This window comes from Pannonibacter sp., from assembly GCF_051860505.1.
Taxonomy (GTDB): domain Bacteria; phylum Pseudomonadota; class Alphaproteobacteria; order Rhizobiales; family Stappiaceae; genus Pannonibacter.
This window is the reverse complement of sequence record NZ_JBHYDX010000001.1, coordinates 203,885-228,381: the sequence shown is the minus strand read 5'-3', so window position 1 is coordinate 228,381 and position 24,497 is coordinate 203,885. Positions and strand designations below refer to the sequence as shown.

Here is a 24,497-nt window from a genome sequence, read left to right as displayed (position 1 = left end):
TCGCGTTGCTTCAGAACATTCAACGCGAACTCCTCGGGCGTAGGCATCCGATCTGTTCTCTGCATGAGCACCTCTATTCGTTCAAGCATAGACGCATCTACGACGCGGCGGACATGCGCAAATTGACCTCAAGTGCGAAGCCCTGCGAAAGAAAGGGTTGCCTTTAGTACCTTCTCTCCTCGCCTTCGCACATTGATCTCCATGTACAAAGGCTCCTTTTCCCACTCCCCTCGCTGTAAGCTAAGAACCTGTTCCTCGGTCAAAGTCCCATCCGGGATATCAACCATGACAGGCTCTCCGCCATCAGCAGGTTCAACTTGAACTTTATAACCAGACCTAACCGCCCCTGACTGAACAGAGAGAATGCGATAGAGCCCATCCATACGAGCTTCGACAGGTTCTTCAGGCGTGTTCCTGACAATTTTCCTTGCCATTTGCCCATCCAAAGAAGAACCGTTGTCAAACATGATTTTATCTTCGCCTTCAAGGCGATTAATAAACTTGGCGTTGGCATCCTCAAGCGCTTCTTTGGCGGCATGCAAAGCACCGTTTTGCCTCGCAAGATCGGCAACCATCTGAAAGCGCTTGGTTTCTTCCTGAGTAAGCAAGAGCTTTGTTTCCAACTCCTTCGCCGCAGCTTTGGCACTGAGTTGGGCACGCATGTAGAAGCTCAGCCCCGCAATGGCTGCGAAGCCGAGAATAGCTGCGAGGGCTTGTGCACCGGTCATGTTCGCTGTCGCGGTCTTCAGCATTATGTTGAAAGTATCCCAGAGCTTAGCAACGAATTCGCTAGAACCCTTGTGGATGTATACAACAACTTCGGTCTTTTTGCGCTCTTCTTTTGTTAGCGGGCGCGGTTCACCGATTGCTGTTAATGCGTATGCCTGATCAATAGATTTCTGCAGGGCGAGCAGACCCGGCATAATCCTTGTTGGAATACCTCCATTAAAATCCTCGCCCTGGAGAACGATTTTCAGATGAGGAAATCCATCAAACCGGACATCTTCTGGTCCTATGGCGCCAGCATCGTCATTCGTTACACGTTCCAGTAACTGGAAAAGATCGTCCTCGTTTCGGATTACAAAGGCCTCTTGATCGGGCATGCCTGCTTTCCCCCATACTGAAGCAGTACAACTTTCTGCCGATTCCCTGCAGCATGACAACCGCAAACACAAACAACACAGAGCAAGTTAGAGAAAGGAAGCCTTGCCAACTCAAACTTCCTGAACAAACGCAGCGGCAGCGACCAGGCTTCAAAAGCCATCGAACACAGATCGCCCGAGCATTTTGTCACAGCTCATCCACAGCCCTCACCGCAAGGCACGCCGCGACCCCAACCACCTCCAAACGCTTCATATTCCGGCTGGAGACGGGTGTGAAGATCGGACGAAACTGGAACAGAGTTCAGAACGCGGGGCGGGACGGCGTTCAGAATGTCAGAAAAATGTCAGCCCCCCATATTGCGCAACGTCCTGAGATCGCTTAGAAACCCGCCACCAGCCCAAGCGGCGCGGGCGATTAGCTCAGCGGGAGAGCGTTCCGTTCACACCGGAAAGGTCGCAGGTTCAATCCCTGCATCGCCCACCATTCCCTTCAAAGACTTAGCGCCACTTTACGGACAGGCCCCCGGTTCACTTGAACCGCATGGGCGGGTGCTGACGTCTGTTCTCGCCGCATTGGATTGCCATCATGACCGGCATCCGCGGGATGGCGCACCGGCCTGCGCCGGGAGAATCAAGGCGTTCCGCGCATGAACGCTATGCTTAACAGCAGCGATCCGTAGTCGTGCGTAGCCGATGTCGTGATAGTTTTCATGATCGTCAAATTTTGCGATGCAAAAGCACCAGATCGCGGAAAAGACATTCGCACTTCTCGCAATGCCGAAATTAATTACGTAATATTTTCTTGGATTTTCAAAGCAAATTTTACCGTTTTCCTTACGATTTCGACGTCCGAGACATCAGGTTAACGTCTAATTTACAACCACAACTCAAGATCCCCTTACGGCATTAAACACGAGGGCATCATGAGCGCATATTCCTACGACGTTACGTCAAGACTGCGATTTGCGCGCATCGACCAGAACACACAAGAGATCCTGCGCCAGTTGTGGCCAATCGTCGAGAAAGCGCTCCCGGTTGTGCTCGACGGCTTCTACGCACATGTCAAGGCAGACCCGACCATGGCCCGGCTGATCGGCACGCGGGACAGCCAGTTGAAGACCGCGCAGGCCACCCATTGGGCGCGGTTGTTCTCGGGAAACTTCGACCTGCAATATGTCGAAAGCATCGGCCGGATCGGCCGCGCGCATGTGCGCATCGGCCTGGAGCCCAAGTGGTACATTGCGGGCTACCAGTATGTGCTCAACGAGCTTGTCGGCCTGGTGCTCAAGCGCAACCGCTTTTCCACCGCCCGGGCCAACCGGCAGCTTGTCGCCCTCAACAAAGCTGTGATGATGGACCTCGACTTCGCGATCTCGACCTATCAGGAGGTCCTGATGGAGCAGCGGGAGGAGCAGTCAAGGCAGATCGGCTCCGCCATCGATACGTTCAAACAGAAGGTTGAACTGTCCATGGCAACCGTTGACCAGAGCGCGACAAAAGTGACCACCCAGGCGACCGAGCTGTCGTCGCAGTCCTCTGTCGCCATGGAAGAGGCCCTTTCTGCCTCCTCCGCCTCGGAACAGACAACGGCCAGCATCCAGACAATCGCCGCAGCAACAGAGCAGCTTTCAAGTTCTATCCATGAAATTTCGAGGCAGATTTCGGGTGCGTCCGATGTGGCACGGCGGGCGAATGACGAAACGGACCGGACATCGAGCGAAGTCGGCAAGCTGTCGGAATCGGCACAGCGGATCGGCGATGTCATCAGCCTGATCCAGGCCATCGCCGAACAGACCAATCTCCTCGCCCTCAACGCGACCATCGAGGCAGCCCGGGCCGGCGAAGCTGGTCGCGGGTTTGCCGTCGTTGCGGCCGAGGTGAAGGAACTGGCGACACAGACGTCGAAGGCAACGGAGGAAATCGCCTCCCAGATCGCTGCCATTCAGGGAGCAACACAGAACGCCGTAAAGTCCATCAATGCGATCTCTGAAACCGTCAGATCCGTCGACAACATGACAGCCTCGATTGCCGCCGCAGTGGAACAACAGGGTGCGGCCACGCGCGACATTTCCTCCAACATCCAGAGTGCGGCGACCGGTTCGACCACCCTGTCCGGCAATGTCGCCCGGGTCAGCACCACCATCAATGCGACAGGCGCAGTCGCCCGTGACTTCCTCGTCTCCGCAGACAACCTGAAAGCCTGCTCCGCCCAGATCGCAGAAGATGTCCGCGCGTTTTTCGTCGAACTGCGCTCCGGCGCTCTCGATTGCAGGAAGGGAACCGACGGCGGTTACTCAGGACCGGATCGCAGGGCCGCAAACCGGGCCGCATGAGGACTGGCTGGGGCACAGCGGGCAATGCCGCGCACCGGACCGGCATTTCTTGCTAAGATCGGCCTGACTGATTCCTTGCACCAGACTGTCCGGAGCCCGCATGAACGTGAAGTCGGCCGCAGCCGGTACCCTCGAAACCTTGCGCAAGGCCCTCGCGCTGCAGCAGGCTGGCGAGATCGAGAAGGCCCAGCGCCTGTACAAGACGGTCCTGAAGAAGAACCCGGCCTCGGCTGATGCCAACAACCTTCTCGGCGTGACCTATCGGCAGCTGGGCTTTCCCAAACGTGCCGTCGAGTTCATCCGCAAGGCCATCGCGCTGGCCCCCGACAGAGGACCTTATTACGCAAACCTCGCCCGCGCCCTTTCAGACCTGCCCGAGACCACGCCGGACGAGATCCTGGTCGTTGCCGACAAGGCACTGAGTTTCTCCCCGAGCCTCCCCGAAGCGCGCAACCTGCGCGCCATTTCGCTGACCAAGCTCGGGCGGGAGGACGAAGCCGAAGCCGAGTTGCTGCAGTTGATCCAGGATCAGCCGACCTACGCCGATGCCTATCGCAACTACGGCGTCATCCTGCGCGACCGGAAAGATCACAGCAAGGCGCTGGAGTTCTTCAAAATGGCCGTCCAGCTCGATCCGGGCAACTCGGAAGCCTGGGTCCAACGGGCCAGAGCGCGGTTCGAGCTGGAGCAATTCGCGGAGACCGAGCCGGAACTTCTGGCTGCGCACAAGCTGTTCCCCGAGAACAGCGACATCAGCCATGAACTGGCCCGGCTGTATTTCAAGACAGGCGATGCGTACCTCGGCCTGCCCTATGCAGAGGCAGCGGTCGCAGCGCAGCCGAACAATCCGGGGCGGCTCGTCACGCTGGGCGTTATCTACCAGGCCATGCGGCGGTCGAAGGAGGCCATCGACGCCCTCGCCAAGGCCCGCGCCAACTGGGCGGAAGACATTCCGACCGCCGAGTGGAACATGTCGCTCGCCTATCTCGGCCTGGGCAACCTGGAACTGGGATGGAAGCTGGCGAAAGCCCGGTTCCGCACCGGCCTGTCCTCGACCCTGTGCCGCAATTTCGAACAGCCGGAGTGGGACGGCTCGGACCTTTCCAACAAGACCATCATGCTGTGGAATGACCAGGGCGTCGGCGACGCCATCCGCAGCGGCACGATGGTGCCGGAGATCATCGCGCAGGCCGGTCATGTCATCATCGAACTGAGCCAGAAGCTGCTGGGGCCCTTCGAACTCAGCTTTCCGGATGCGACCGTGCGGCTGGCGACCTTCGAGTCCCTCACGCTCAACGCGACGCAGCATGACTATGACTGCCAGATCTGCCTGTCGGACCTCACGCATTTCCTGCGCCCGACCTTCGAGGACTTCAAAAAGGCGCAGCACCCAGTCTACCGGATCAATGTCGAACGGGCGCGGGAGTTCCATGAGCGCATTCCAGGTGCGCGGGAGAAGCCGGTGGTCGGGGTTTCCTGGCGCTCGCGCAACCTGGCTCCGGCCCGGGCCAAGAGCTATCTTTCGGCCCCCGAATTTGCGCCGATCGTGGAAACGCCGGATATCGTCTTCGTCAATCTGCAGTATATTTCCATCGAGCGGGAGCTGGACTTCCTGATCAAGGGACGCGGTGCGAATTTCCTGCCCTTCGAGGATGTCGACAAGTTCAACAATCTCGTCGATGCGGCGGCGCTGGCAGGCTGCTGCGACCTGATCATCTCCGCCAACACCAGCGTTGCAGACCTCGCCGGCAGCCACGCCGTGCCATGCTGGTCCTTCGGCCAGGATCAACCGCACTTCCTGTTTGGCCGCGAGACGACGCCCTGGTACCAGGATTTCAGCTACACTGTGGTGCCGCAGGGTGAACCGGTGGTGACCGTGGTCCCTGGCCTGGTACAGCGGCTGGAAACCTGGCGGGATACGCAATGGGATCCGGCCGCGCGCCTGGCACGGCTCGGGCTCTGAGCATGGCCAGCGCCGCCTCAGCCCTACCGGAGGGCCGGATTTTCGCAATCATTCCAGCGCGTGCGGGGTCCAAGGGCCTTCCGGGCAAGAATATCGCCCAGCTCGCCGGCAAGCCGCTCTACCGGCACAGCATCGACGCCGCGCTGGCGGCCGGGATCACCGACATCCATGTCACCACCGACATGGCCGAAATCCTTCAGAGCCAGATGCCCGACGGGGTTACGCTGCATCACCGGCCCGAGCAGCTGGCCCGCGACGACACGCCGATGGGTGCCGTGCTTTTGGACCTCCTGCCGAAGGCCGGGCTCAGCGAGGGCACCTTGGTGCTGCTGCAGCCGACATCGCCCTTGCGCCGGCCGGAAACGATCCGCCAGGGTCTTGAGCTGTTTGCCCGGTCCGGCGCCTCGATGGTGATGAGCGTGTCGCCGGCCGAGCGCAGCGTGCTCAAATGGGGCCTGCTCGACGGGCAGCGCTTCGTGCCGCTGGTCAAGCCGGACTACTGCTTTGCCAACCGCCAGAGCCTGCCGGAGGTCGTGCGGCCGAACGGGGCGCTCTATGTCTTCGATGCCGGGCGCTTCCTGGCGGCGGGCGATTATGCCGTGGAGGCCATCCATGTGCTTCCCATTGCCGAAGACGAGGCGCAAGATATCGATACCGCTGCCGATCTTGCCCGCTGCAGCGCCATCCTGAGCAACAACGGAAACACCGACGCATGACCGGCATGAAGATTGCCCACCGGGAGATTGGCCCTCAGCATCCCCCGCTCGTCATTGCCGAAATCGGCATCAATCACGGCGGCAGCCTGGATGTGGCCAAGGCAATGGTTGAGGCGGCGGCGCGGAGCGGCTGCGAGATGGTGAAGCACCAGACTCATTTTGTCGAAGACGAGATGACGGAAGAGGCCAAGAGCATCTTCCCGCCCAATGCCGATGTGTCGATCTTTGAAGTGATGCGCCGCTGCGCCCTGCCGCCGGAAGCGGAAAAGGAACTGAAGGCCTATGCCGAGAGCCTCGGGGTCATCTACATCTCGACGCCCTTCTCCCGCGCCGCCGCCGATTTTCTTGCCTCCATCGACGTGCCGGCGTTCAAGATCGGCAGCGGCGAATGCGATCACCTGCCGCTGATCCGGCATATTGCCCGCTTCGGCAAACCGATCATCATGAGCACGGGCATGCAGACGCTGGAAAGCATCCGTCCCTCCGTCGAGATCCTCGACAAGGCGGCCATCGACTATGCCCTGCTGGAATGCACCAATCTTTACCCCTCGCCGCCGGAGATCGTATCGCTGAAAGGCGTGAAGGATCTGATGGCAGCGTTCCCGCGCGCCGTCGTCGGCTTTTCCGACCACAGCATCGGGCCGGAAATGGCGCTGGCATCCGTGGCGCTTGGCGCCTCGATCCTGGAGCGGCATTTCACCGACACACGCTATCGCAAGGGGCCTGATATTTCCTGTTCGATGGACCCGGCAGAACTGCGGTTTCTCATCGACCGGTCGCGCGAGATCCACATCGCACTGCATAACGAAAAGCAGCGCACGACGCCGGAAGAGGATGTCTACCGTTTCGCCCGGGGCTCGGTTGTTGCCGACCGCGACCTTGCCGCAGGCCATGTGATCACCGAGGCCGACATCTGGGCGCGGCGTCCCGGCAATGGCGAAATCCCGGTGAGCCGGTTCGACGACGTCGTCGGGCGAAGGCTCAAAATCGCCCGCAAGCGCAACGAACAACTGCGCTGGTGCGATCTCGACACCTGATGCAAGGGAGATCCGCATGGGACGGAAGCTGATGTTCCTGACCGGAACCCGCGCTGACTTCGGCAAATTGGAGCCACTGGCCATTGCCGCGCGCGATGCCGGGCATGATGTCACGTTCTTCGTGACCGGCATGCACATGCTGCGCCGCTACGGCGCGACACGGTTCGAGGTGCAGCGGCTCGACGGGGTGCTGACGGCGGAGTTCATCAACCAGCGCATCGGCGATCCGCAGGACATCATCCTGTCCAAGACCATCCTCGGCCTGTCCGATTGGGTGCACGAACACCGGCCAGACCTTGCCATCGTGCATGGCGACCGGATCGAGGCGCTGGCAGGGGCGCTCGTCTCGGCCACCAATTACATCCGCTGCGCGCATATCGAGGGCGGCGAGGTGTCGGGCACCATCGACGAGGTCTACCGGCACTGCAACACGAAGCTGTGTACCTATCACTTCGTCAGTTCCGATGCTGCCCGCGCCCGGGTGTTGTCGCTTGGCGAGGACCCGCGCGCGGTATTCAACATCGGCTCGCCGGAGCTGGACTTTCATCGCGGCCCCTCCGGGGTCAGCCTGGATGAGGTCCGGCAGCGCTATGATATCCCCTTCCCTGACTATGGCATTGCCGTGTTCCATCCGGTGACATCGGAACGGGACAGCATCGGCGCGCAGGCGGCCAACCTGTTTGCCGCGCTGTCGGACAGCGGACGGTGCTTTGTCGTGATTTCACCGAACAATGATCCGGGTTCGGAAGACATCTTTGCCGAGATCGAGCGGCTAGACCCCACGCGCTTCCGGCACCTGCCCAACATGCGCTTTGCCTATTTCTCGGAGCTGATGAAGAACGCTGCGGCAATTGTCGGCAATTCAAGCGCCGGTGTCCGCGAAGCCCCCTTCCTCGGCATCCCGAGCCTGAATATCGGCACGCGCCAGCTCAATCGCTCGGCCGCCCCGACCATTACCGAAGCCTCCGCCTTCGACCGGCCGCGCATCGAGGAGTTTCTGTCCACGCGCTGGGGCCAGCGCTTTGCCTCAGACCGCAGTTTCGGGCAGGGGCATTCGGCGGCGCGGTTTGTGGAAATCCTGGCGCAGGACGCATTTTGGACCGTGCCGCTGCAAAAGCAGTTCTACGGTGACAGCTGAGCGCAGAACCATCCTGACAGGCGGTGCGCCAGGCGGCGTCCGGGTTGAACGAGGGCCTGAAAACCATGACCGAACCAGTTGACACGATCTGCGGGCTCTCGCGGGACAAGGTGTGGGACTATGAGAACGGCTATTACTGGTTCTCCGACCAAACCCGTCTCAACAAGCTGCTGGCACATTACGAACTGTACCGCCGCATTGTCGATCTTCCGGGCGACGTGTTCGAGTTCGGGGTGTTCAAGGGCCTGTCGCTGATCCGCTTTGCCCAGTTTCGCGCGCTACTGGAAACCGAGCAGTCCCGGCGCATCGTCGGCTTCGACGCTTTCGGCAAGTTTCCGTCAGAAGGCCTTGCCAATGCGGCTGACCGCACTTTTGTAGCGCGGTTCGAAGAAGGCGCCGGAGACGGCCTGTCGCGTGACGAACTGGGGCGGATACTTGCTGCCAAGGGCTTTGCAAACGTCGAGCTTGTTGCAGGCAACGTGTTCGACACCCTGCCCCGCTATCTGGAAAGTCGGCCGGAGCTGCGTCTGTCGCTGCTGCATCTCGACATGGATGTGGCCGAACCGACCCGCTTCGTGCTGGAGCTGCTGTTCGACCGGGTCGTGCGCGGCGGGCTGATCGTCATCGACGACTATACAGCCGTCGCGGGAGCCACTGAGGTCATCGACGACTTTCTGCGGGACCGGCCCTTGCGCTTGCAGAAGCTGCCGAATTACAGGGTACCCGCCTTCATCGTCCGGCCCTGATCGGGGTCGGACGTCCTTTGCCCGCGTGTTACGGCAGTCGATGGCGTGGTCGTCAGCCGACGAAGGCGCGCTCGACGACGAATTCGGCCGGCTTGTTGTTGGCCCCTTCCGTCAGGCCGAACTGCTCCAGCAGGGCCTTGGTATCCTTCAGCATTTCCATCGAGCCGCAGATCATGCCGCGGTCGATGGCCGGATCGATCGGCGGGACGCCGAGATCGGTGAACAGCTTGCCGCTGGCCATCAGGTCGGTGATACGGCCCTGACGCGGGAAATCCTCACGGGTCACGGACGTGTAGTGCACCAGCTTTTCCTGGGCCAGTTCCCCGATCAGCGGATCATTCTTCGTGGCCTCGACTAGTTCTTCGCCATAGCGCAGCTCTGCAACTTCACGGCAGGTGTGTGTCAGAATGACCTGGTCGAACTTCTCGTAGGTCTCCGGGTCGCGGATGAGGCTGGCGAAGGGGGCAATGCCGGTGCCGGTGGAGAACATGTAGACGCGCTTGCCCGGGGTCAGCGCATCATTGACCAACGTGCCGGTCGGCTTCTTCTTCATCAGGATGGCATTGCCCGGCTGGATCTTCTGCAGATGCGAGGTCAGCGGGCCGTCCGGCACCTTGATCGAGAAGAACTCAAGCTCCTCGTCCCAGGACGGGCTGGCGATGGAATAGGCGCGGTACAGCGGCTTGCCGTCGATCAGGAGACCGATCATCACGAACTCACCGGAGCGGAAACGGAAACTCGCCGGGCGCTTGGTGCGGAACTTGAACAGCCGGTCCGTGTAGTGGGTGACTTCGGTCACTTCCTGCACGAAGGCACTGCCGGCAACGGCGGCTTCAAGGTCGGCGGGGGTCGCAAGAGCGTTCATGTCGGTCCAGTCTCTTGTGCCGGAGGCACTGCCGGCGGGTCGTGAGGCATGGCTGCCGGGCGCTCCCACGGGCGGCGGGGCCTGGCGGCTGGCGATTGTTGTGTATCACCTACCACTTATGCCGCCTTGATATGAAGCAACTTGCGACCTGCAAAGCGGCGGTTGCTTAAAAAAATTTGCCTGAGGACAGCGGTTCGAGCTGTGGCAAGGGCCAGGATTAACCGGCCGTGTGGATCCTGCTGCCACGCCGCGCGATCCCCATTGACAGAAACCGGCCTCTCACGCCTCATATCTCAAAACAAACAACAAGAATATTCCAGAGCAAGGACCTAAGGACACCATGTCCAGCACACGACCGCAGGCGTTGCGGGCGGAAGCGGATGGCCAGACCATCGCGCTTGTCGTCCTCGACAGATTTTCCATGATCGCCTTTTCATCCGTGGTCGAGCCGTTGCGCCTCGCCAACCGTCTGATCGGGCGCGACTTCTATCGCTGGACCACCTATTCGCTCGATGGCTTGCCCGTGACAGCATCGAACGGCTGCCAGATTGCCGTGCAGCACGGCATCCGCGACCTCGAGGATGCCGACATCACGCTGCTGTGCACCGGCATCGATGTGGAGCGGCTGCCCCTCGACAAGGAACTCGGTGTCAAGCTGCGCAAGCTGAACTCGCGCGGGCGCACCTTCGGCGCGATCTGCACCGGGGCCTATCTGCTGGCGCGCTATCAGCTCCTTGAGGGGCGCCGCTGTACCCTGCATTGGGAGAACCTGCGCTCCTTCCGCGAAGAGTTTCCAGGCGTCGAGGTGTCCTCAGACATCTTTTCGATCGACCGGAACTGCATCACCTGCGCCGGCGGCATGGCCTCACTGGACATGATGCTGCGCCTGATCGCCATCCAGCATGGCGCCTATATGGCGCATGAAGTGGCGGAAGTGGCGCTTTACCAGAACATGCGCTCCGGCGAGAGCGCCCAGCGCCACGACATCGAGGCCCGCACAGGCATTTCCAATGCGAAGATCCTTGAGGCGATCCGCATCATGGACATGCACATCGAGGATCCGCTGTCCTGCCAGCAGCTGGCGATGACGGTGAACCTGTCGCCGCGCCAGCTGGAACGTCTGTTCCGCCGCCATTTTAACTGCACGCCGGGTCAGTATTACCTGAAGCTGCGGCTGGAGACCGCCCGCGACCTGTTGCGCCGCACATCCCGGGCGGTGCTGGATGTGGCGATTGCCTGCGGCTTTGCCTCGACCTCGCATTTCACCAAGTGCTATCGCGAACGCTTTGCCGCAACGCCAACCGAGGAGCGCAACTCGTATCAGGGCGGCACCCGTGAGCCACGCTCGGCCAAGCCGAAGGCAGCCAAGGCAGCGGTCCCGGCCTGACGCAGCCTGCGTTTCTTGCGACGAGATGAAGCCCCGGCAGCTATGCCGGGGCTGAGCTTGATGATAAACAACGACCTCAACCGCGGTCATCCCGGCCAAGCGCAGCGCCGAGCCGGGACCGGAGAGTCGAGACCTCTATGTTTCGTCGAGTTGCCCCCCGGAGAGGCCTTGGCTCTCCGGTCCCGGGTCTCCGCTGCGCTGCGCCCGGGATGACAATAGAGGGGTTATCATCCGGCTGGGCCCCGGCAGCTATGCCGGGGCTTTGCCATACTGACGTAGCGTGAAATCGTCAGTTGTCTAAAATTTTAGGCAAAAATTTCAGCCCCCCTTGGCGGGAGGCGCGTAGGTTTACCGGATATTTCGCGATGGAGACTGCGAATGTCCGTGATCCTGCGCATGCTTTTCGCCCTCGCCCTGTGCCTCGGACTTGCCACCCCCGCAGCCGCCGGGGATGGAAAGGCGATCGTCCTGACAGTCGAAGGCAACATCGAGGGAGAGCGCCAGACCTTCACCCTTGCAGAGCTGGAGGCTCTGGGATCCGCCAAGATCACCACCACCACGCCGTGGCATGACGGTGCCGTGGCCTTTGAAGGGGTCGCGGTGGCTCGCCTGTTGCAGCACGTGAAAGCGCAAGGCGGGACCACAGAGGTGACGGCGCTGAATGCGTACTTCGTCGACATTCCGACTGAAGACCTCATTCGCAACGGAGCCGTTCTCGCGCTCAAGCGCGATGGCAACTACATGAGCGTGACCGACAAAGGCCCCCTGTTCCTGATCTATCCGTTTGACTCCAATCCCGAGCTGCGCACGGAAGTTCACTATTCCCGGTCGGTCTGGCAGGTCAGTAGCATCGCAGTACGCTGACGGCTCCCGCTCCGGAAAGGCAGAGCATCATGATTACTCTTGTTCGCCGCCTTGCCATTGTTTCCGTGCTCGGTCTTGCAGCCGCAGCGGTGGCTTATTCGCATCTGATCGTCTCGCATCAGTCGACGGTCGAGCAGGCGAACCGCTATGATCTTGCCTGGACCGGATTCAACGGACGACTTGAAGTCACGTCCCTGCGCGAGCGCGTCGCCCGGTTTTCCGCGACCGGAGATGCTGCTGCAGGGGATGAGGCCAAACTGTATTTCCAGATCGTTGTCGGTCGGCTTAACACCTGGGGGTCCGGTGAGTTTGGCAAGTTCATCGGCTCCTCGCCTCTGCGGGAGGCACGGTTTGAAGGGCTGGTTCGCGACCTGACGCTCTTGGAGCCACTTGTCGACCAGATCCATGACGACGAGGCGCGCGACCAGCTCATGCGCGACCTGGTTGCCATCAGCACGGCCATGGACCGGATCGGCGGCGAAGCCTATAGCGCTAGCCTGAACGAGGCCCACGCCCTCCGATCTGCCTTGCGCCAGAAGCTTGAGGTCGAAACCTGGATTACCGGAACACTCCTGTCTCTTGGGACGCTGCTTGTGGTTTTCCTGCTGATCCAGAACCGCTGGTTGAGCCGGGCGCATGCGAATGTCGCTGAGTCCGCTGCAAGTCATGCCTTCCTTGCCCGGCACGATTCACTGACCTCGTTGCCAAACCGGCTGGCATTTCATGATGCTTTTGTTTTGGAGATCGAGCGCCGGGCAGCGGGCAGTGTCGCCGTTCTTGCCATCGATCTGGATGGCTTCAAGGCCATCAATGACACGCTTGGCCATTCGGCAGGCGATGCCTTGCTGGTGGCAGTCGGCGACCGGCTGACCCGCATGGTCGGCCAGTGGCGGGATGCATCGGCGGCCCGGTTCGGCGGGGACGAATTTGTCGTGGTGCTGCGCGTCGAAGACGGCGTATCCGAAGCGGTGGACAAGGCGGAAAACCTGAGGCGGGCGCTGGCGGAGCCCTACCGCCTGCCGGATGGCACGGTGGTGATCCAGGCCACCATCGGCGTGGCGGTCGCGACACCTGCAATGCCCGATCCACTGCAGCTTCCTGACAATGCTGATCTTGCCCTCAGCCATGCCAAGGCGCGCTGCAAGGGCACGGTTCAGGTGTTCGATGTAACGATGCGCGCGGACCTCACCCGTCGGCGCCGGATCGAGGCGGACATCATCACCGCCATTGCCCTTGGCGAGATCGCCCCGCAGTACCAGCCGCAGGTTGACATGGAGACCGGCCGGATCGCAGGCGTCGAGGCACTGGCGCGCTGGACCCATCCGATCCTCGGACGCATCGGCCCGGACGAGTTCGTACCGATCGCCGAAAGCTCCGGCAAGGTCGTCGAACTGGGTCGCGCCATACTCGAACGCGCCTGTGCAGAGGCCACGCTGATGCCAGACGGCGTCAAGGTCTCGGTCAACCTGTCGGTGGCACAACTGGTCCGGGACGACCTTGTCGACACCGTTCGGGAAATCCTGGGGCGCACAGGTCTGGCCCCTTCCCGGCTGAAGCTGGAAGTGACCGAATCCATCGTCATGTCCGACACGGACCGCTGCATCGCCACGTTGCACAAGCTGAAGCAGCTGGGCGTTGCAATCGCGCTTGATGATTTCGGCACCGGCTACTCGGCCCTGTCCTATTTGCGCCTGTTTGACTGGGACGAACTGAAAGTTGATCGCAGCTTCGTGCGTTCGATTGGCTCGGATCCTCACTCCCTGTCGATCATCCAGGCGGTGGTCGGCCTTGCCTCGCAGCTCGGCATCAAGGTCACGGTTGAAGGCGTCGAGACAGAGGAACAGCGCAATCTGCTGCGTCATGTCGGCTGCCGCATCGGCCAGGGCTATCTGTTCGGGGCCGCGATGCCGCTGACGGCGCTCTCGGCGCGCCTGTTAGGGACGGCGTTACCGGCCCCGGCGGGACGACGGACGCATCTGCGGCTGGTCGAAACCAGTTCACCCCAGAACTGAAGCCACCCCTCCGGCACCCGATGCCGCCCTCACTCGGCCGGCAACCCTTTGGCACTGCACAAAGGATTGCCGGCGAAACCGGTTTCCCCACCCGTTGCGGCAGGCTACCTATGGGGCTCGACAAGAGCCCCTGATTCCAACGGAACCTGCCATGGCCAGCGACATCGAGATTGCCCGAGCTGCGACCCTGAAACCCATGCCGGAGGTCGCCGCCCGGCTCGGCATTCCACAAGAGGCGCTGGAGCCTTACGGCAAGACCAAGGCCAAGATCTCGGCTTCCTTCATCGCGACCCTGCAGGACCGCCCGCGCGGCAAGCTGGTGCTGGTCACTGCAATCAACCCGACACCGGCTGGCGAAGGCAAGACGACGACGACCGTCGGCCTGGGCGATGGCCTGTCCCGCATCGGCAAGAAGGCGGCGATCTGCCTGCGCGAGCCCTCGCTCGGGCCCTGCTTCGGCATGAAGGGCGGGGCGGCGGGTGGCGGCCATGCGCAGGTGGTGCCGATGGAGGACATCAACCTGCATTTCACCGGTGATTTCCACGCCATCACCGCCGCGCACAACCTGCTGTGCGCCCTGCTCGACAATCACCTCTACTGGGGCAACGCGCTTCAGATCGACACCCGACGGATTGCCCTGCGCCGGGCGCTGGACATGAACGACCGGGCGCTGCGCAATCTGGTGGTGGGGCTGGGAGGCCCGGCCAACGGCGTGCCGCGCGAGGCCGGCTTCGACATCACCGTCGCCTCGGAAGTGATGGCGATCCTGTGCCTGGCCCGCGACCTGAACGACCTCACCGAGCGGCTCGGGCGCATCGTCGTCGGCACGCGGCGCGACCGCTCGCCGGTCACGGCCAAGGACCTTGGCGCCGACGGGGCCATGACTGTGCTGCTCAAGGAAGCGTTCCAGCCCAACCTGGTGCAGACGCTGGAGCACACCCCTGCCCTCGTGCATGGCGGGCCCTTCGCCAACATCGCCCATGGCTGCAACTCGCTGATCGCCACCGACACGGCGCTGCGGCTGGCCGACTATGTAGTGACCGAAGCGGGCTTCGGCGCGGATCTCGGCGCGGAGAAGTTCTTTGACATCAAGTGCCGCAAGGGCGGTTTGTCGCCGTCCGTTGCCGTGCTGGTGGCGACCGTCCGGGCGCTGAAGATGAACGGTGGTATCGCCAAGGCTGATCTCGGCGCGGAGAACGTGGCAGCGGTAACGGCCGGCTGTGTCAACCTCGGCCGGCACATCGAGAACCTCAAGTCCTTCGGCGTGCCGGTGGTGGTGGCGCTCAACCATTTCACCAGCGACACGGCCGCCGAGATCACCGCCGTGCAGGCCTTCTGCGCCGGCCTCGGCGTCGAGGCGATCCTCTCCACTCACTGGGCGGAAGGCTCGAAGGGCACGGAGGCGCTGGCGCGCAAGGTGGTGGAACTGGTGGAAGGCGGCAGCGCCCGCTTCGCGCCGCTCTACGAGGACGCCCTGCCGCTCGCCGACAAGATCGAGACCATCGCCAGGCGCATCTACAGGGCCGGCAACGTGGTGTTCGACAAGGCCGCGCGCGAGCAGCTGGAGCGCTGGCAGGAGGCCGGCTACGGCCATCTGCCGGTCTGCATGGCCAAGACCCAGTATTCCTTCTCCGCCGATCCGACCCTGCTGGGCGCGCCCGAAGCCCACGAGCTGCCGGTGCGCGAGGTGCGCCTGTCGGCCGGTGCCGGGTTCGTCGTGGCCATCTGCGGCGACATCATGACCATGCCCGGCCTGCCCAAGCAGCCCGCCGCCCTCAGCATCAGCCTGAATGCCAACGGGCAAATCGAGGGGTTGTTCTGAGCGGGCGGTCGGCGCGGGCTGAGCCCAGGCGACAAGCCAGCCTGTCGCAGTCAGGGCGCGGCGTGTCGGATTGGAGACAGCGGCCAGGGGGCGGCGCACGCAGTGTGATGGGACAGCTTTTCCAGCAATGACGGATGGCCCATGTCGGACGACGATATCGATCTCAGTGCCCTTTCCGACGACGATCTCGTCGCCCAGATGCATGACGACCTCTACGACGGTCTCAAGGAAGAGATCGAGGAGGGTGTCCACATCCTGCTGGATCGCGGCTGGACCCCCTATGAGGTGCTGACCAAGGCGCTTGTCGAGGGCATGCGCATCGTCGGCATCGACTTCCGCGATGGCATCCTGTTCGTGCCGGAAGTGCTTTTGTCGGCGAATGCCATGAAGGCCGGGATGTTCATCCTGCGGCCGCTGCTTGCTGAAACCAATGCGCCGAAGGTCGGCAAGATGGTCATTGGCACCGTGAAGGGCGACATCCACGACATCGGCAAGAACCTCGTCTCGATGATGATGGAAGGCGCCGGCTTCGAGGTGATCGACATCGGCATCAACAATCCGGTCGAGAACTATCTGGCTGCCATCGAGGAGCACAAGCCGGATATCATCGGCCTGTCGGCGCTGCTCACCACCACCATGCCCTACATGAAGGTCGTCATCGACACGCTGGTCGAGAAGGGCATCCGCGACGACTATATCGTGCTCGTCGGCGGCGCGCCGCTGAACGAGGAATTCGGCGAGGCTGTTGGCGCCGATGGTTATTGCCGGGACGCCGCCGTGGCGGTGGAAACCGCCAAGGACCTGATCGCCCGCCGGCACAACCGGCTGGCCAAGGCCTGAGATCATGGCCGCGCGGCCCGGAGCACAGACCCCGGCCGCGACCGCTGCCCCCGGCGGCGGACCTGACCGCAAGCCTTCGGTGCTGGTGCTGGCCTGCGGCGCGCTGGCGAGGGAAATTCTCGCCCTCACCGCCCAGCAAGGACTCTCCCATCTCGACCTGCATTGTTTGCCTGCGCAATTGCACAACACGCCGGACCGGATCGCACCGGCGGTGGCCGACGCCCTCGCTGAACGGGGCGCAGCCTATGACGAGGTGCTGGTGGCCTATGCCGATTGCGGCACCGGCGGGCATCTCGACACGGTGCTGGCGGCCCACCCGAAGGCACGGCGCATCGACGGCGCGCATTGCTACGCCTTCTTTGCCGGGCTTGCTGCCTTCGACGCGCTGGAGGACGACCAACTCGGCAGCTTTTATCTCACCGATTTCCTTGCCCGCCACTTTCAGACAATGGTGATCGAGCCGCTCGGCCTTGACCGGCATCCCGAGCTGCGCGACCTCTATTTCGGCAACTACACCCGGCTTGTCTATCTGGCACAGACCGAGGACGCGGACCTGACGACAGCCGCCGAACAGGCCGCAGCGACGCTCAAGCTGCCGTTCGTGCGCATCGCCACCGGCTATGGTCTGCTGAGCAACTTCCTGCAGAGCACACCGTCCGGCGATAGGGCTGGTTGACCGCCCGATTCCGCAGAATCCCGTACTTTCCGTCGGCGTCGCTTTCACACCGTGCCGTGTCGTCTTCTGCCGTCCTGCTGCCTGTTCTTCAGCCAAGATTGATCATCACCTGAGCAGTCGGAAGGAGATCCATGGCGCAGCTCGTTGTTGTTTACTGGCGTGACATCCCGGCCCAGGTGCTGGTGAAGTCCGGCCGCAAGAGTGCCCGCCGGGAACTGCCGCCGGTGTTCATAGAAGCCGTCGATGCCGCCGCCATGCGCATTGGCGCCAAGGACAGCGAAGCCTATCTGGCCGAATGGCGCCGCGCCGATCCGGTCGAGGTCGGTGAGGATCTCGAAGCGGAAGCCGACCGCGCCGTGGCGACGCTTGTTGCCGACTTTCCCCGCGAGCGCGTTCTGGCGCTGGTGGCCACTGGCGGCCTGGCGCCGCAAGCCTGAGGAACACCCAAAATGCCGGACCCGCGCCTTAATGCTGCCGGACGCCTTGCCGCCTCCACCGAGGTGTCGCCGCGCCAGGTCTGCGAAAAATCCGACCTGCTGACGGGCGTGCCGCTCGGAACGCGGGTCTATGTCACGGATCTTGGCAACTGCTCCGAAGACCAGATCGTCGAGGCCGCCCGGCGCGTCAAGGACGCCGGACTGGTGGCCGTGCCGCATATGGCGGCCCGGCGCTATGACAGCCTTGCCGCCTTCGAGCGCCGTATCACGCGCCTGACGCAGGAGGCCGGCGTGACCGATGTTCTGGCGATTGCCGGCGAAACGGACACTCCGGGGCCGTTGACCTCGTCCGTCGCCCTTGTCGAGACGGGGCTGTTCGACAGGCTCGGCATCCGCAGCATTGCCGTCGCCGGCCATCCGGAAGGCGCGCCAGATATTCCGGCTCCGGTGATCCGGGACTTCCTGATGAAAAAGCACGCGCTCGCCGCCAATAGCGATGCCAGTTTTCTCATCGTCACCCAGTTCGGGTTTGATCCGCACCGTGTCGCGCTCTGGCTGGACGAACTGACGGCCTGGGGCAACACCTTCCCCGTCCATCTGGGCGTGGCGGGGCCGGCCAAGATGACGACCCTGCTGAAGTTCGCCGCTTTCGCTGGCGTCGAGAACTCGCTGAATTTCCTCAAGAAACGCGGCGGTGCCGTGGTGTCGATGCTGACCGGCTACGACCCCGCGTCGATGGTGGATCCGCTGGAAGCGCGGGTACGCTCGCATCCGGCCACACCGCTCGCCCAGATCCATGTCTATCCCTTCGGCGGCCTTGCCAAGACGACCGAATGGCTGTCCCGGCGCGGGTCCTGGGGGCCCGTGGCCGCTTCCCCTTTTGACGCACAGGAGCTTGCCCGATGACCCGCACGATTGTCGCATCCGCCACGAAGGAAATCGTCATCGGCTTTGACCAGCCGTTCTGCGTCATCGGCGAGCGGATCAACCCGACGGGGCGCAAGAAGCTGGCGGCCGAGATGATCGAAGGCAACTTCGACACGGTGATCAAGGATGCGCTGGCGCAGGTGGCCGCCGGCGCGACGATGCTCGACATCAATGCCGGCGTGACAGCGGTCAATCCGAACGAGACGGAGCCGCCGCTCCTCGTCAAAACTCTCGATATCGTTCAGGGGCTTGTCGACATTCCCTTGTCCATCGATTCATCCGTTTCGGCTGCCATCGAAGCAGGTCTGAAGGTTGCCAAGGGCCGGCCGCTGGTCAATTCGGTGACCGGCGAGGACGAGAAGCTCGAGGCGATCCTGCCGCTCATCAAGAAGTACAACGTGCCGGTGGTGGCGATCTCCAACGACGAGACCGGCATTTCCGAGGATCCGGACGTGCGTTTCGCGGTTGCCAAGAAGATCGTGGAGCGGGCCGCCGACTATGGCATTCCGGCCTGCGACATCGTGGTCGACCCTCTGGTGATGCCGATCGGGGCGATGGGAACGGCGGGACGCCAGGTGTTCCACCTCCTGCGCCGGCTGCGCGAGGAGCTGAAGGTGAACACCACCTGCGGCCTCTCCAACATCTCCTTCGGCCTGCCGCATCGCCATGGCATCAACTCGGCCTTCATCCCGATGGTGATCGCCAGCGGCATGACCAGCGCCATCATGAACCCCTGCCGGCCGCAGGAGATGGAAATGGTGCGCGCCGGGAATGTGCTTGCCGGCAATGACCCCAACTGTCAGGAATGGATCATGAATTATCGCGACTATAAGCCCGGCGGGGCCGAAGGCGCGCCCGCCGGACCAGACGCACCCGCTGCAGGCGCATCGCGCCGGCGCGGTGGACGCGAGGCTCGCCTGCGGCAGGGGTGAGCCCCGGGCATACGCCCCTCTCACCGCTGCCGGTCGGAGTGACCATGTCCCGTTCCAAGCAGTTCACCAATGATCTCACCAGCCTGTGGTTTCAGGCCCCCCTCGTCATCGCCTTGCGCACGCAGGCGATGATGCTGGCGGCCGCCACCGGCTCCACCCGCGAAAACGCCGAGATGGGCCGCATGATCGGCGAGAAGGCCGCCGCCATGGTTGAAGGCACGCTGGCCGCGCAGCAGGCGATGGCCCTGCAGGCGACCCGTGCGATGACCCAGGTGGCGCTTGGCCGCAAGCCGGCGGCCTTGAAGCCCGAACCCATCGCGCATGCGGCGGTGAAGCCCTTTGCCAAGCGCGTGTGCGCCAACACCCGGCGGCTGACCAAGACCTGACGCCGCCCGAACGCATTCTGAGGACACCTTGAAAGACAGCCCGCCGACGCCAGCCCCCGGTTCTTCCTCCTCGCCTGCCGCGCCGCAGGTCACCGCCCGCGTGGTGTTCCAGCCCAGCGGCCGGCGCGGCACGTTCGACATCGGCACGCCGTTGCTGGATGCGGCGCGGGCGCTCGGGGTGTACTTGGAATCGGTCTGCGGCGGGCGCGGCATTTGCGGCAAGTGCCAGTGCTCGGTGTCCGAGGGCCAGTTCGCCAAGGAAGGGCTGACCAGCGCCGCCGGGCACCTGGCGCCGGCGACCGACAAGGAAAGCCGCTACGCCGAGCTGCGCGGCCTGGCGAGCGACCGGCGCCTGTCCTGCCAGGCCGAGATCCTCGGCGATCTCGTCATCGACGTGCCGACGGAGGCCCAGACCAACCGGCAGATCGTGCGCAAGCGCGCCGAGATCCGGCACATCGATCCCGATCCGGCCGTTCGTCTCGTCACCGTGCGGGTTGAGGAACCGGACATGGAAACCCCGCGCGGCGATGCCGACCGCCTGCGCGAGGCGCTTGAAGCGGCCTCCGGCCTTACCGGCCTGCGCTTCGATCCGCCGCTGCTGGCGAAAGTCCAAACCGTCTTGCGCAAGGGACAGTGGCAGGTGACGGCCGCGCTCTATGACGACGCCGGCGAGCCGCCGCTGGTCATCGGCCTGTGGCCCGGCGAGAAGACCACCGCCTACGGCCTTGCCGTGGACATCGGCTCGACCACCATCGCCGCGCATCTGTGCGACCTGACGACCGGCCGCACCGTGTCCTCCGCCGGCACGTCCAATCCGCAGATCCGCTTCGGCGAGGATCTGATGTCGCGCGTCTCCTATGTGCAGATGAACCCGGCGCGCCTGCCCGATCTCACCCGCACCGTGCGCGAGGCGATCAACGCAATTGTCGGCAAGCTCGTCGCAGACGTCGGCGCGAGCCGCAGCGATGTGCTCAACGCCACCTTCGTCGGCAATCCGGTGATGCATCACCTGTTCCTCGGGATCGACCCGACGGAGCTGGGCGGCGCGCCCTTTGCACTCGCCGTCTCCGACGCGCTGACGCTGCCCGCCCGCGATCTGGCGCTGGAGCTGGCGCCGGGCGCGCGTGTCTACATGCTGCCCTGCATTGCCGGCCACGTCGGTGCGGACGCAGCCGCCGCAACGCTGGCCGAAGCGCCGGGCAAGGGCGAGGCGCTGATGCTTCTCGTGGACATCGGCACCAATGCGGAAATCGTGCTGGGCAACCGCGACCGGCTGCTCGCCGCTTCCTCCCCCACCGGCCCCGCCTTCGAGGGCGCGGAGATCACCTGCGGCCAGCGCGCGGCCCCCGGCGCCATCGAGCGCATCCGCATTGACCGGGTGACGCTGGAGCCGCGCTTCAAGGTCATCGGGCTGGACGAGTGGTCGGACGAGCCGGGCTTTGCCGAGAAGGTCGACCAGGTCGGCGTCACCGGCATCTGCGGCTCCGGCATCATCGAGGCGGTGGCGGAGATGTATCTCTGCGGCCTCGTCAACGAGGACGGCGTCATCGACGGGGCAATGGCCGAGCGCACTTCGCGGATCGTGCCCAACGGCCGCACCTACAGCTATGTCATTGCCAATGACGGCATCGCCATCACCATCACCCAGACCGACATCCGCTCGATCCAGCTCGCCAAGGCCGCGCTCTATGCCGGCGTGAAGCTGCTCTCCGACAAGCTCGGCAATCCGCCCATCGACCGCATCCGCCTCGCCGGTGCCTTCGGCAGCTACATCGACCCGATGTATGCCATGGTCATCGGCCTCATTCCGGATTGCGACCTCGACGCGGTGAGCGGGGTGGGCAATGCCGCCGGCACCGGTGCCCGCATGGCCCTCCTCAGCCGCAAGCATCGGCGCGAGGTGGAAGAGATCGTGCGCGGCATCGAAAAGATCGAGACGGCGCTGGAGCCCGATTTCCAGGCGCATTTCGTCAATGCCATGGCCCTGCCCAACAAGACCGACCCGTTCAAAAAACTCCGTGCCGCCGTGGCCCTGCCGGAGCCGAAGGGCGGCGGCGAAGGTACCGACGGCGGCCGCCGGAGACGGCGGCGGGGGTGAAAGTCAACTGCAGCAGCCAATGCCTCGGCACGAGCCGCTGCAGTTCCTGATCTCACTGTTCGACCAATTCAGCCAATGACGCTGAGCAAATCATACGCGGGCTTCGGCCATGGCAGACGCAGGAAAAGATCGAACAGCGCATAGCTCAGTCCGCCGACACCGGCTGTCACGGCCAAGGCCAGCATCGGTCGCTCTCCATGCACGATCAGGTAAAGAAGTACGAACGCGGGAACAGCCGGGATCATGCCGACACAGGTTGCAAGCAGACCAAAGCCGAGCAGGAACACAAAGTAGCGCAACCCGCGCCACAAGATCGCCAGCCGCGACAGATCGCCATAGTCGGCAGTCAGATCAAAATGCAGCGCCTTAGGGGCGGCCACTCGGTCGCCGGTCGCTGGCGGGACAAAGCACATCCAGCCAGTCACCAGCACGCCGACAGCCATGACAAGCCCGAACCCGGCTGCAATCTGCGGGATTGCCCTGGCGGCAAGCGGCCAGTCATTCGCCGTCACAAGGGCGGCCGCCAGGCAGGCAACCGCAGCCACTGCCACGCCCGTCTCGACAGTAAAGGCGGGTACAAAAGTCAGCTTGCCCTGCAGGACCTTGCGGGTATCGCGATACTGGCGGACAGCCACAAAAAGCAGAAACACCAAGGTAAGGGCGAGCATCACGACGACCGCCGGGCGTAGGAGCCAGTCCCAGCCATAGATCCGCATTGAGATATAGAAATACTGCTCGATCAGCGGGGCGAGAATGAAGGCCAGCGCAAACGGCGCCCTGGGCCAACGTGCCCGCTTCATGAACCAGCCGAGCAGGCCAACCGCCAGCAGAGCAGCCAGATCCATCCAGTCACGCGCAGATTGCACCGCGCCAATGAAAACCACCGACGCGATGATCGGGACGAGGATGGTTGTGCGCAGAAATACGATACGCGACAGCGGCACGCACAAGGCAAAGGCAAACAGACCGCCGACCACATTGGCAATGACAATTGTCCATACCATCATGAAGGTGAAGTCGAGGTTCTTGGTCAGCATGTTCGGCCCCGGCGCAATGCCGTGCAGCATCAAGGCGGCAAGCAACAGTGCCATGGGCGCAGAGCCGGGGACGCCGAGCGCCACCGTCGGCAGCAGGGAGCCGCCCACCGTCGCATTGTTCGAGGATTCCGACGCAATCACACCGCGTACGTCGCCTTGGCCAAACTGGCTTTCCCCTTTGGTCGTCATCGTCGTGTAGGAATAGACGAGCCAGGGGATTACAGTCGCACCGATGGCCGGGATGACCCCGAGAACCGTGCTGATGCCGGAGCTTCGGGCCACCAGCCCCATGTTCCGCCCCACGTCTCGGCACCCTTGCAGGGCACCGCGCAGGGGCGAGCGGCTCAGGCTGCGGTCCGCGTCCTTCGCGATCGACTTGCCCTGGATCGCCATGTCGGCAAGCTCGGGAATGGCATAGATCCCCAGAAACACAATGAGCAGGTTGATGCCATCCCAGAGATAGATGGCGTCGAACGTCCAGCGCATGGTCGCTGTCTGCGAATCTGCGCCGACCATGGCCAGAAGCGTACCGAGTGCTGCCCCTGCCAGCCCCTTGAGCATGGAACCGCCGCTCAAGGTTGCCACCATCGACAGGCCCAGGATGCACATTGCCGTCAGTTCCGGCGAGGTCATGGCCATGATGAATGGCATCACCAGCGGGATCACGACAAGCAGCGGCAGGGCACCCAGCGCACCTCCGATGACCGAGGACAGCAGGCCGGCTGCCAGGGCGCGCCCGGCCTCCCCGCGCTTGGCCATGGGAAAGCCGTCCAGGACAGTGACCATCGAGGTCGCCGTCCCCGGAACACCAAACAGGATCGCCGGGATCGTGTCGGTCGTCGACAGCACGGCCATCGCGCCCAGCATGAATGCGACAGCCTCGTAGGGCGACAGCGAGAAAGTGAAGGGCAACAGCAAGGCAAGGCCAAGAATGCCGCCAATTCCCGGCACGACCGACATCAAACCGCCCAACATGGCCCCAAGGACGATATAGAACAGGACGAGCGGGTCCGACAAAATTGCCGCGGCCCCCGCCATGGCCGCCAGGACGTCTGCAAACACGTTATGTCTCCGGAAATCGCAGGAAGGCGCGCCATAACTGACCGTTGAGCTGTGGCCAGACGGCGCCGCACAGTGTCTTCGCCCCAAGGCAAACGGCGACGCCCCACGCCGGGGCG

20 protein-coding genes and 1 tRNA gene are annotated in these 24,497 nt (G+C 63.2%); 18 read left to right on the top strand and 3 right to left on the bottom strand.

Going from position 1 to position 24,497, the window contains the following annotated elements:
* Positions 1–128 precede the first annotated feature (128 nt).
* Complete coding sequence (locus ACTIFE_RS00965) at positions 129–1,103, bottom strand: hypothetical protein (RefSeq protein ID WP_439527287.1); 975 nt, start codon at positions 1,101–1,103, stop codon at positions 129–131.
* 409 nt (positions 1,104–1,512) lie between these two features.
* Here ACTIFE_RS00965 and ACTIFE_RS00960 point away from each other — a divergent pair.
* From ACTIFE_RS00960 to ACTIFE_RS00930, 7 genes are all read left to right on the top strand, one after another.
* A tRNA-Val gene (locus ACTIFE_RS00960) sits at positions 1,513–1,587 on the top strand.
* 439 nt (positions 1,588–2,026) lie between these two features.
* Positions 2,027–3,436 (top strand): protoglobin domain-containing protein, encoded by a 1,410-nt coding sequence (locus ACTIFE_RS00955; protein ID WP_439527286.1) that lies wholly within the window; start codon positions 2,027–2,029, stop codon positions 3,434–3,436.
* 100 nt (positions 3,437–3,536) lie between these two features.
* Positions 3,537–5,399 (top strand): tetratricopeptide repeat protein, encoded by a 1,863-nt coding sequence (locus tag ACTIFE_RS00950; protein ID WP_439527285.1) that lies wholly within the window; start codon positions 3,537–3,539, stop codon positions 5,397–5,399.
* Between the two features lie 2 nt (positions 5,400–5,401).
* Positions 5,402–6,115, top strand: a complete 714-nt coding sequence (locus tag ACTIFE_RS00945) for an acylneuraminate cytidylyltransferase family protein (RefSeq protein ID WP_439527284.1) — start codon at positions 5,402–5,404, stop codon at positions 6,113–6,115.
* Entirely contained in the window at positions 6,112–7,152 is a 1,041-nt protein-coding gene (locus tag ACTIFE_RS00940) for an N-acetylneuraminate synthase family protein (RefSeq protein WP_439527283.1), read from the top strand. Before ACTIFE_RS00945 ends, ACTIFE_RS00940 begins: the two co-directional genes overlap by 4 nt.
* 16 nt (positions 7,153–7,168) lie before the next feature.
* The gene (neuC, locus tag ACTIFE_RS00935) at positions 7,169–8,290 is read left to right on the top strand and encodes a UDP-N-acetylglucosamine 2-epimerase (RefSeq protein WP_439527282.1); all 1,122 of its coding nucleotides are present in this window, start codon (positions 7,169–7,171) and stop codon (positions 8,288–8,290) included.
* A 65-nt stretch (positions 8,291–8,355) separates the two neighbouring features.
* Positions 8,356–9,036 carry a TylF/MycF/NovP-related O-methyltransferase gene (locus tag ACTIFE_RS00930; protein WP_439527281.1) on the top strand — a complete coding sequence of 227 codons (681 nt, stop codon included), beginning with the start codon at positions 8,356–8,358 and terminating at the stop codon, positions 9,034–9,036.
* 52 nt (positions 9,037–9,088) lie between these two features.
* Here the strand turns inward: ACTIFE_RS00930 and ACTIFE_RS00925 are convergent, their stop codons facing one another.
* The gene (locus tag ACTIFE_RS00925; RefSeq protein ID WP_106752082.1) at positions 9,089–9,901 is read right to left on the bottom strand and encodes a ferredoxin--NADP reductase; all 813 of its coding nucleotides are present in this window, start codon (positions 9,899–9,901) and stop codon (positions 9,089–9,091) included.
* A gap of 340 nt (positions 9,902–10,241) precedes the next feature.
* Here ACTIFE_RS00925 and ACTIFE_RS00920 point away from each other — a divergent pair, with 340 nt between their 5' ends.
* The 11 genes from ACTIFE_RS00920 (at position 10,242) to ACTIFE_RS00870 (ending at position 22,282) form a co-directional block, all read left to right on the top strand.
* Positions 10,242–11,288 carry a GlxA family transcriptional regulator gene (locus ACTIFE_RS00920; RefSeq protein ID WP_439527280.1) on the top strand — a complete coding sequence of 349 codons (1,047 nt, stop codon included), beginning with the start codon at positions 10,242–10,244 and terminating at the stop codon, positions 11,286–11,288.
* A 378-nt stretch (positions 11,289–11,666) separates the two neighbouring features.
* On the top strand, positions 11,667–12,152 hold the full coding sequence (locus tag ACTIFE_RS00915) for an oxidoreductase (RefSeq protein WP_439527279.1): 486 nt from the start codon (positions 11,667–11,669) through the stop codon (positions 12,150–12,152).
* A 29-nt stretch (positions 12,153–12,181) separates the two neighbouring features.
* Positions 12,182–14,164 carry a putative bifunctional diguanylate cyclase/phosphodiesterase gene (locus tag ACTIFE_RS00910; protein WP_439527278.1) on the top strand — a complete coding sequence of 661 codons (1,983 nt, stop codon included), beginning with the start codon at positions 12,182–12,184 and terminating at the stop codon, positions 14,162–14,164.
* A 151-nt stretch (positions 14,165–14,315) separates the two neighbouring features.
* Positions 14,316–15,986: a formate--tetrahydrofolate ligase gene (locus tag ACTIFE_RS00905; RefSeq protein WP_439527277.1), complete on the top strand. Its 1,671-nt coding sequence runs from the start codon at positions 14,316–14,318 to the stop codon at positions 15,984–15,986.
* Positions 15,987–16,127: 141 nt separating this feature from the next.
* The gene (locus ACTIFE_RS00900; protein ID WP_439527276.1) at positions 16,128–16,826 is read left to right on the top strand and encodes a corrinoid protein; all 699 of its coding nucleotides are present in this window, start codon (positions 16,128–16,130) and stop codon (positions 16,824–16,826) included.
* 4 nt (positions 16,827–16,830) lie between these two features.
* Positions 16,831–17,502 carry a DUF1638 domain-containing protein gene (locus tag ACTIFE_RS00895; RefSeq protein ID WP_439527275.1) on the top strand — a complete coding sequence of 224 codons (672 nt, stop codon included), beginning with the start codon at positions 16,831–16,833 and terminating at the stop codon, positions 17,500–17,502.
* 131 nt (positions 17,503–17,633) lie between these two features.
* Positions 17,634–17,939 (top strand): virulence factor, encoded by a 306-nt coding sequence (locus ACTIFE_RS00890; RefSeq protein ID WP_439527274.1) that lies wholly within the window; start codon positions 17,634–17,636, stop codon positions 17,937–17,939.
* A gap of 12 nt (positions 17,940–17,951) precedes the next feature.
* Complete coding sequence (locus ACTIFE_RS00885) at positions 17,952–18,845, top strand: methylenetetrahydrofolate reductase (RefSeq protein ID WP_439527273.1); 894 nt, start codon at positions 17,952–17,954, stop codon at positions 18,843–18,845.
* Positions 18,842–19,798: a methyltetrahydrofolate cobalamin methyltransferase gene (locus ACTIFE_RS00880; protein ID WP_439527272.1), complete on the top strand. Its 957-nt coding sequence runs from the start codon at positions 18,842–18,844 to the stop codon at positions 19,796–19,798. The genes ACTIFE_RS00885 and ACTIFE_RS00880 overlap by 4 nt, the downstream gene beginning before the upstream one ends.
* A 44-nt stretch (positions 19,799–19,842) precedes the next feature.
* The gene (locus tag ACTIFE_RS00875) at positions 19,843–20,184 is read left to right on the top strand and encodes a hypothetical protein (RefSeq protein ID WP_439527271.1); all 342 of its coding nucleotides are present in this window, start codon (positions 19,843–19,845) and stop codon (positions 20,182–20,184) included.
* Positions 20,185–20,284: 100 nt separating this feature from the next.
* A complete protein-coding gene (locus tag ACTIFE_RS00870) occupies positions 20,285–22,282 on the top strand; it encodes an ASKHA domain-containing protein (RefSeq protein ID WP_439527371.1) in 1,998 nt (665 codons plus the stop codon).
* Between the two features lie 68 nt (positions 22,283–22,350).
* On the opposite strand, the gene ACTIFE_RS00865 is transcribed toward ACTIFE_RS00870, so the two are convergent.
* Positions 22,351–24,381 carry a tripartite tricarboxylate transporter permease gene (locus ACTIFE_RS00865; RefSeq protein ID WP_439527270.1) on the bottom strand — a complete coding sequence of 677 codons (2,031 nt, stop codon included), beginning with the start codon at positions 24,379–24,381 and terminating at the stop codon, positions 22,351–22,353.
* Positions 24,382–24,497: the final 116 nt, after the last annotated feature.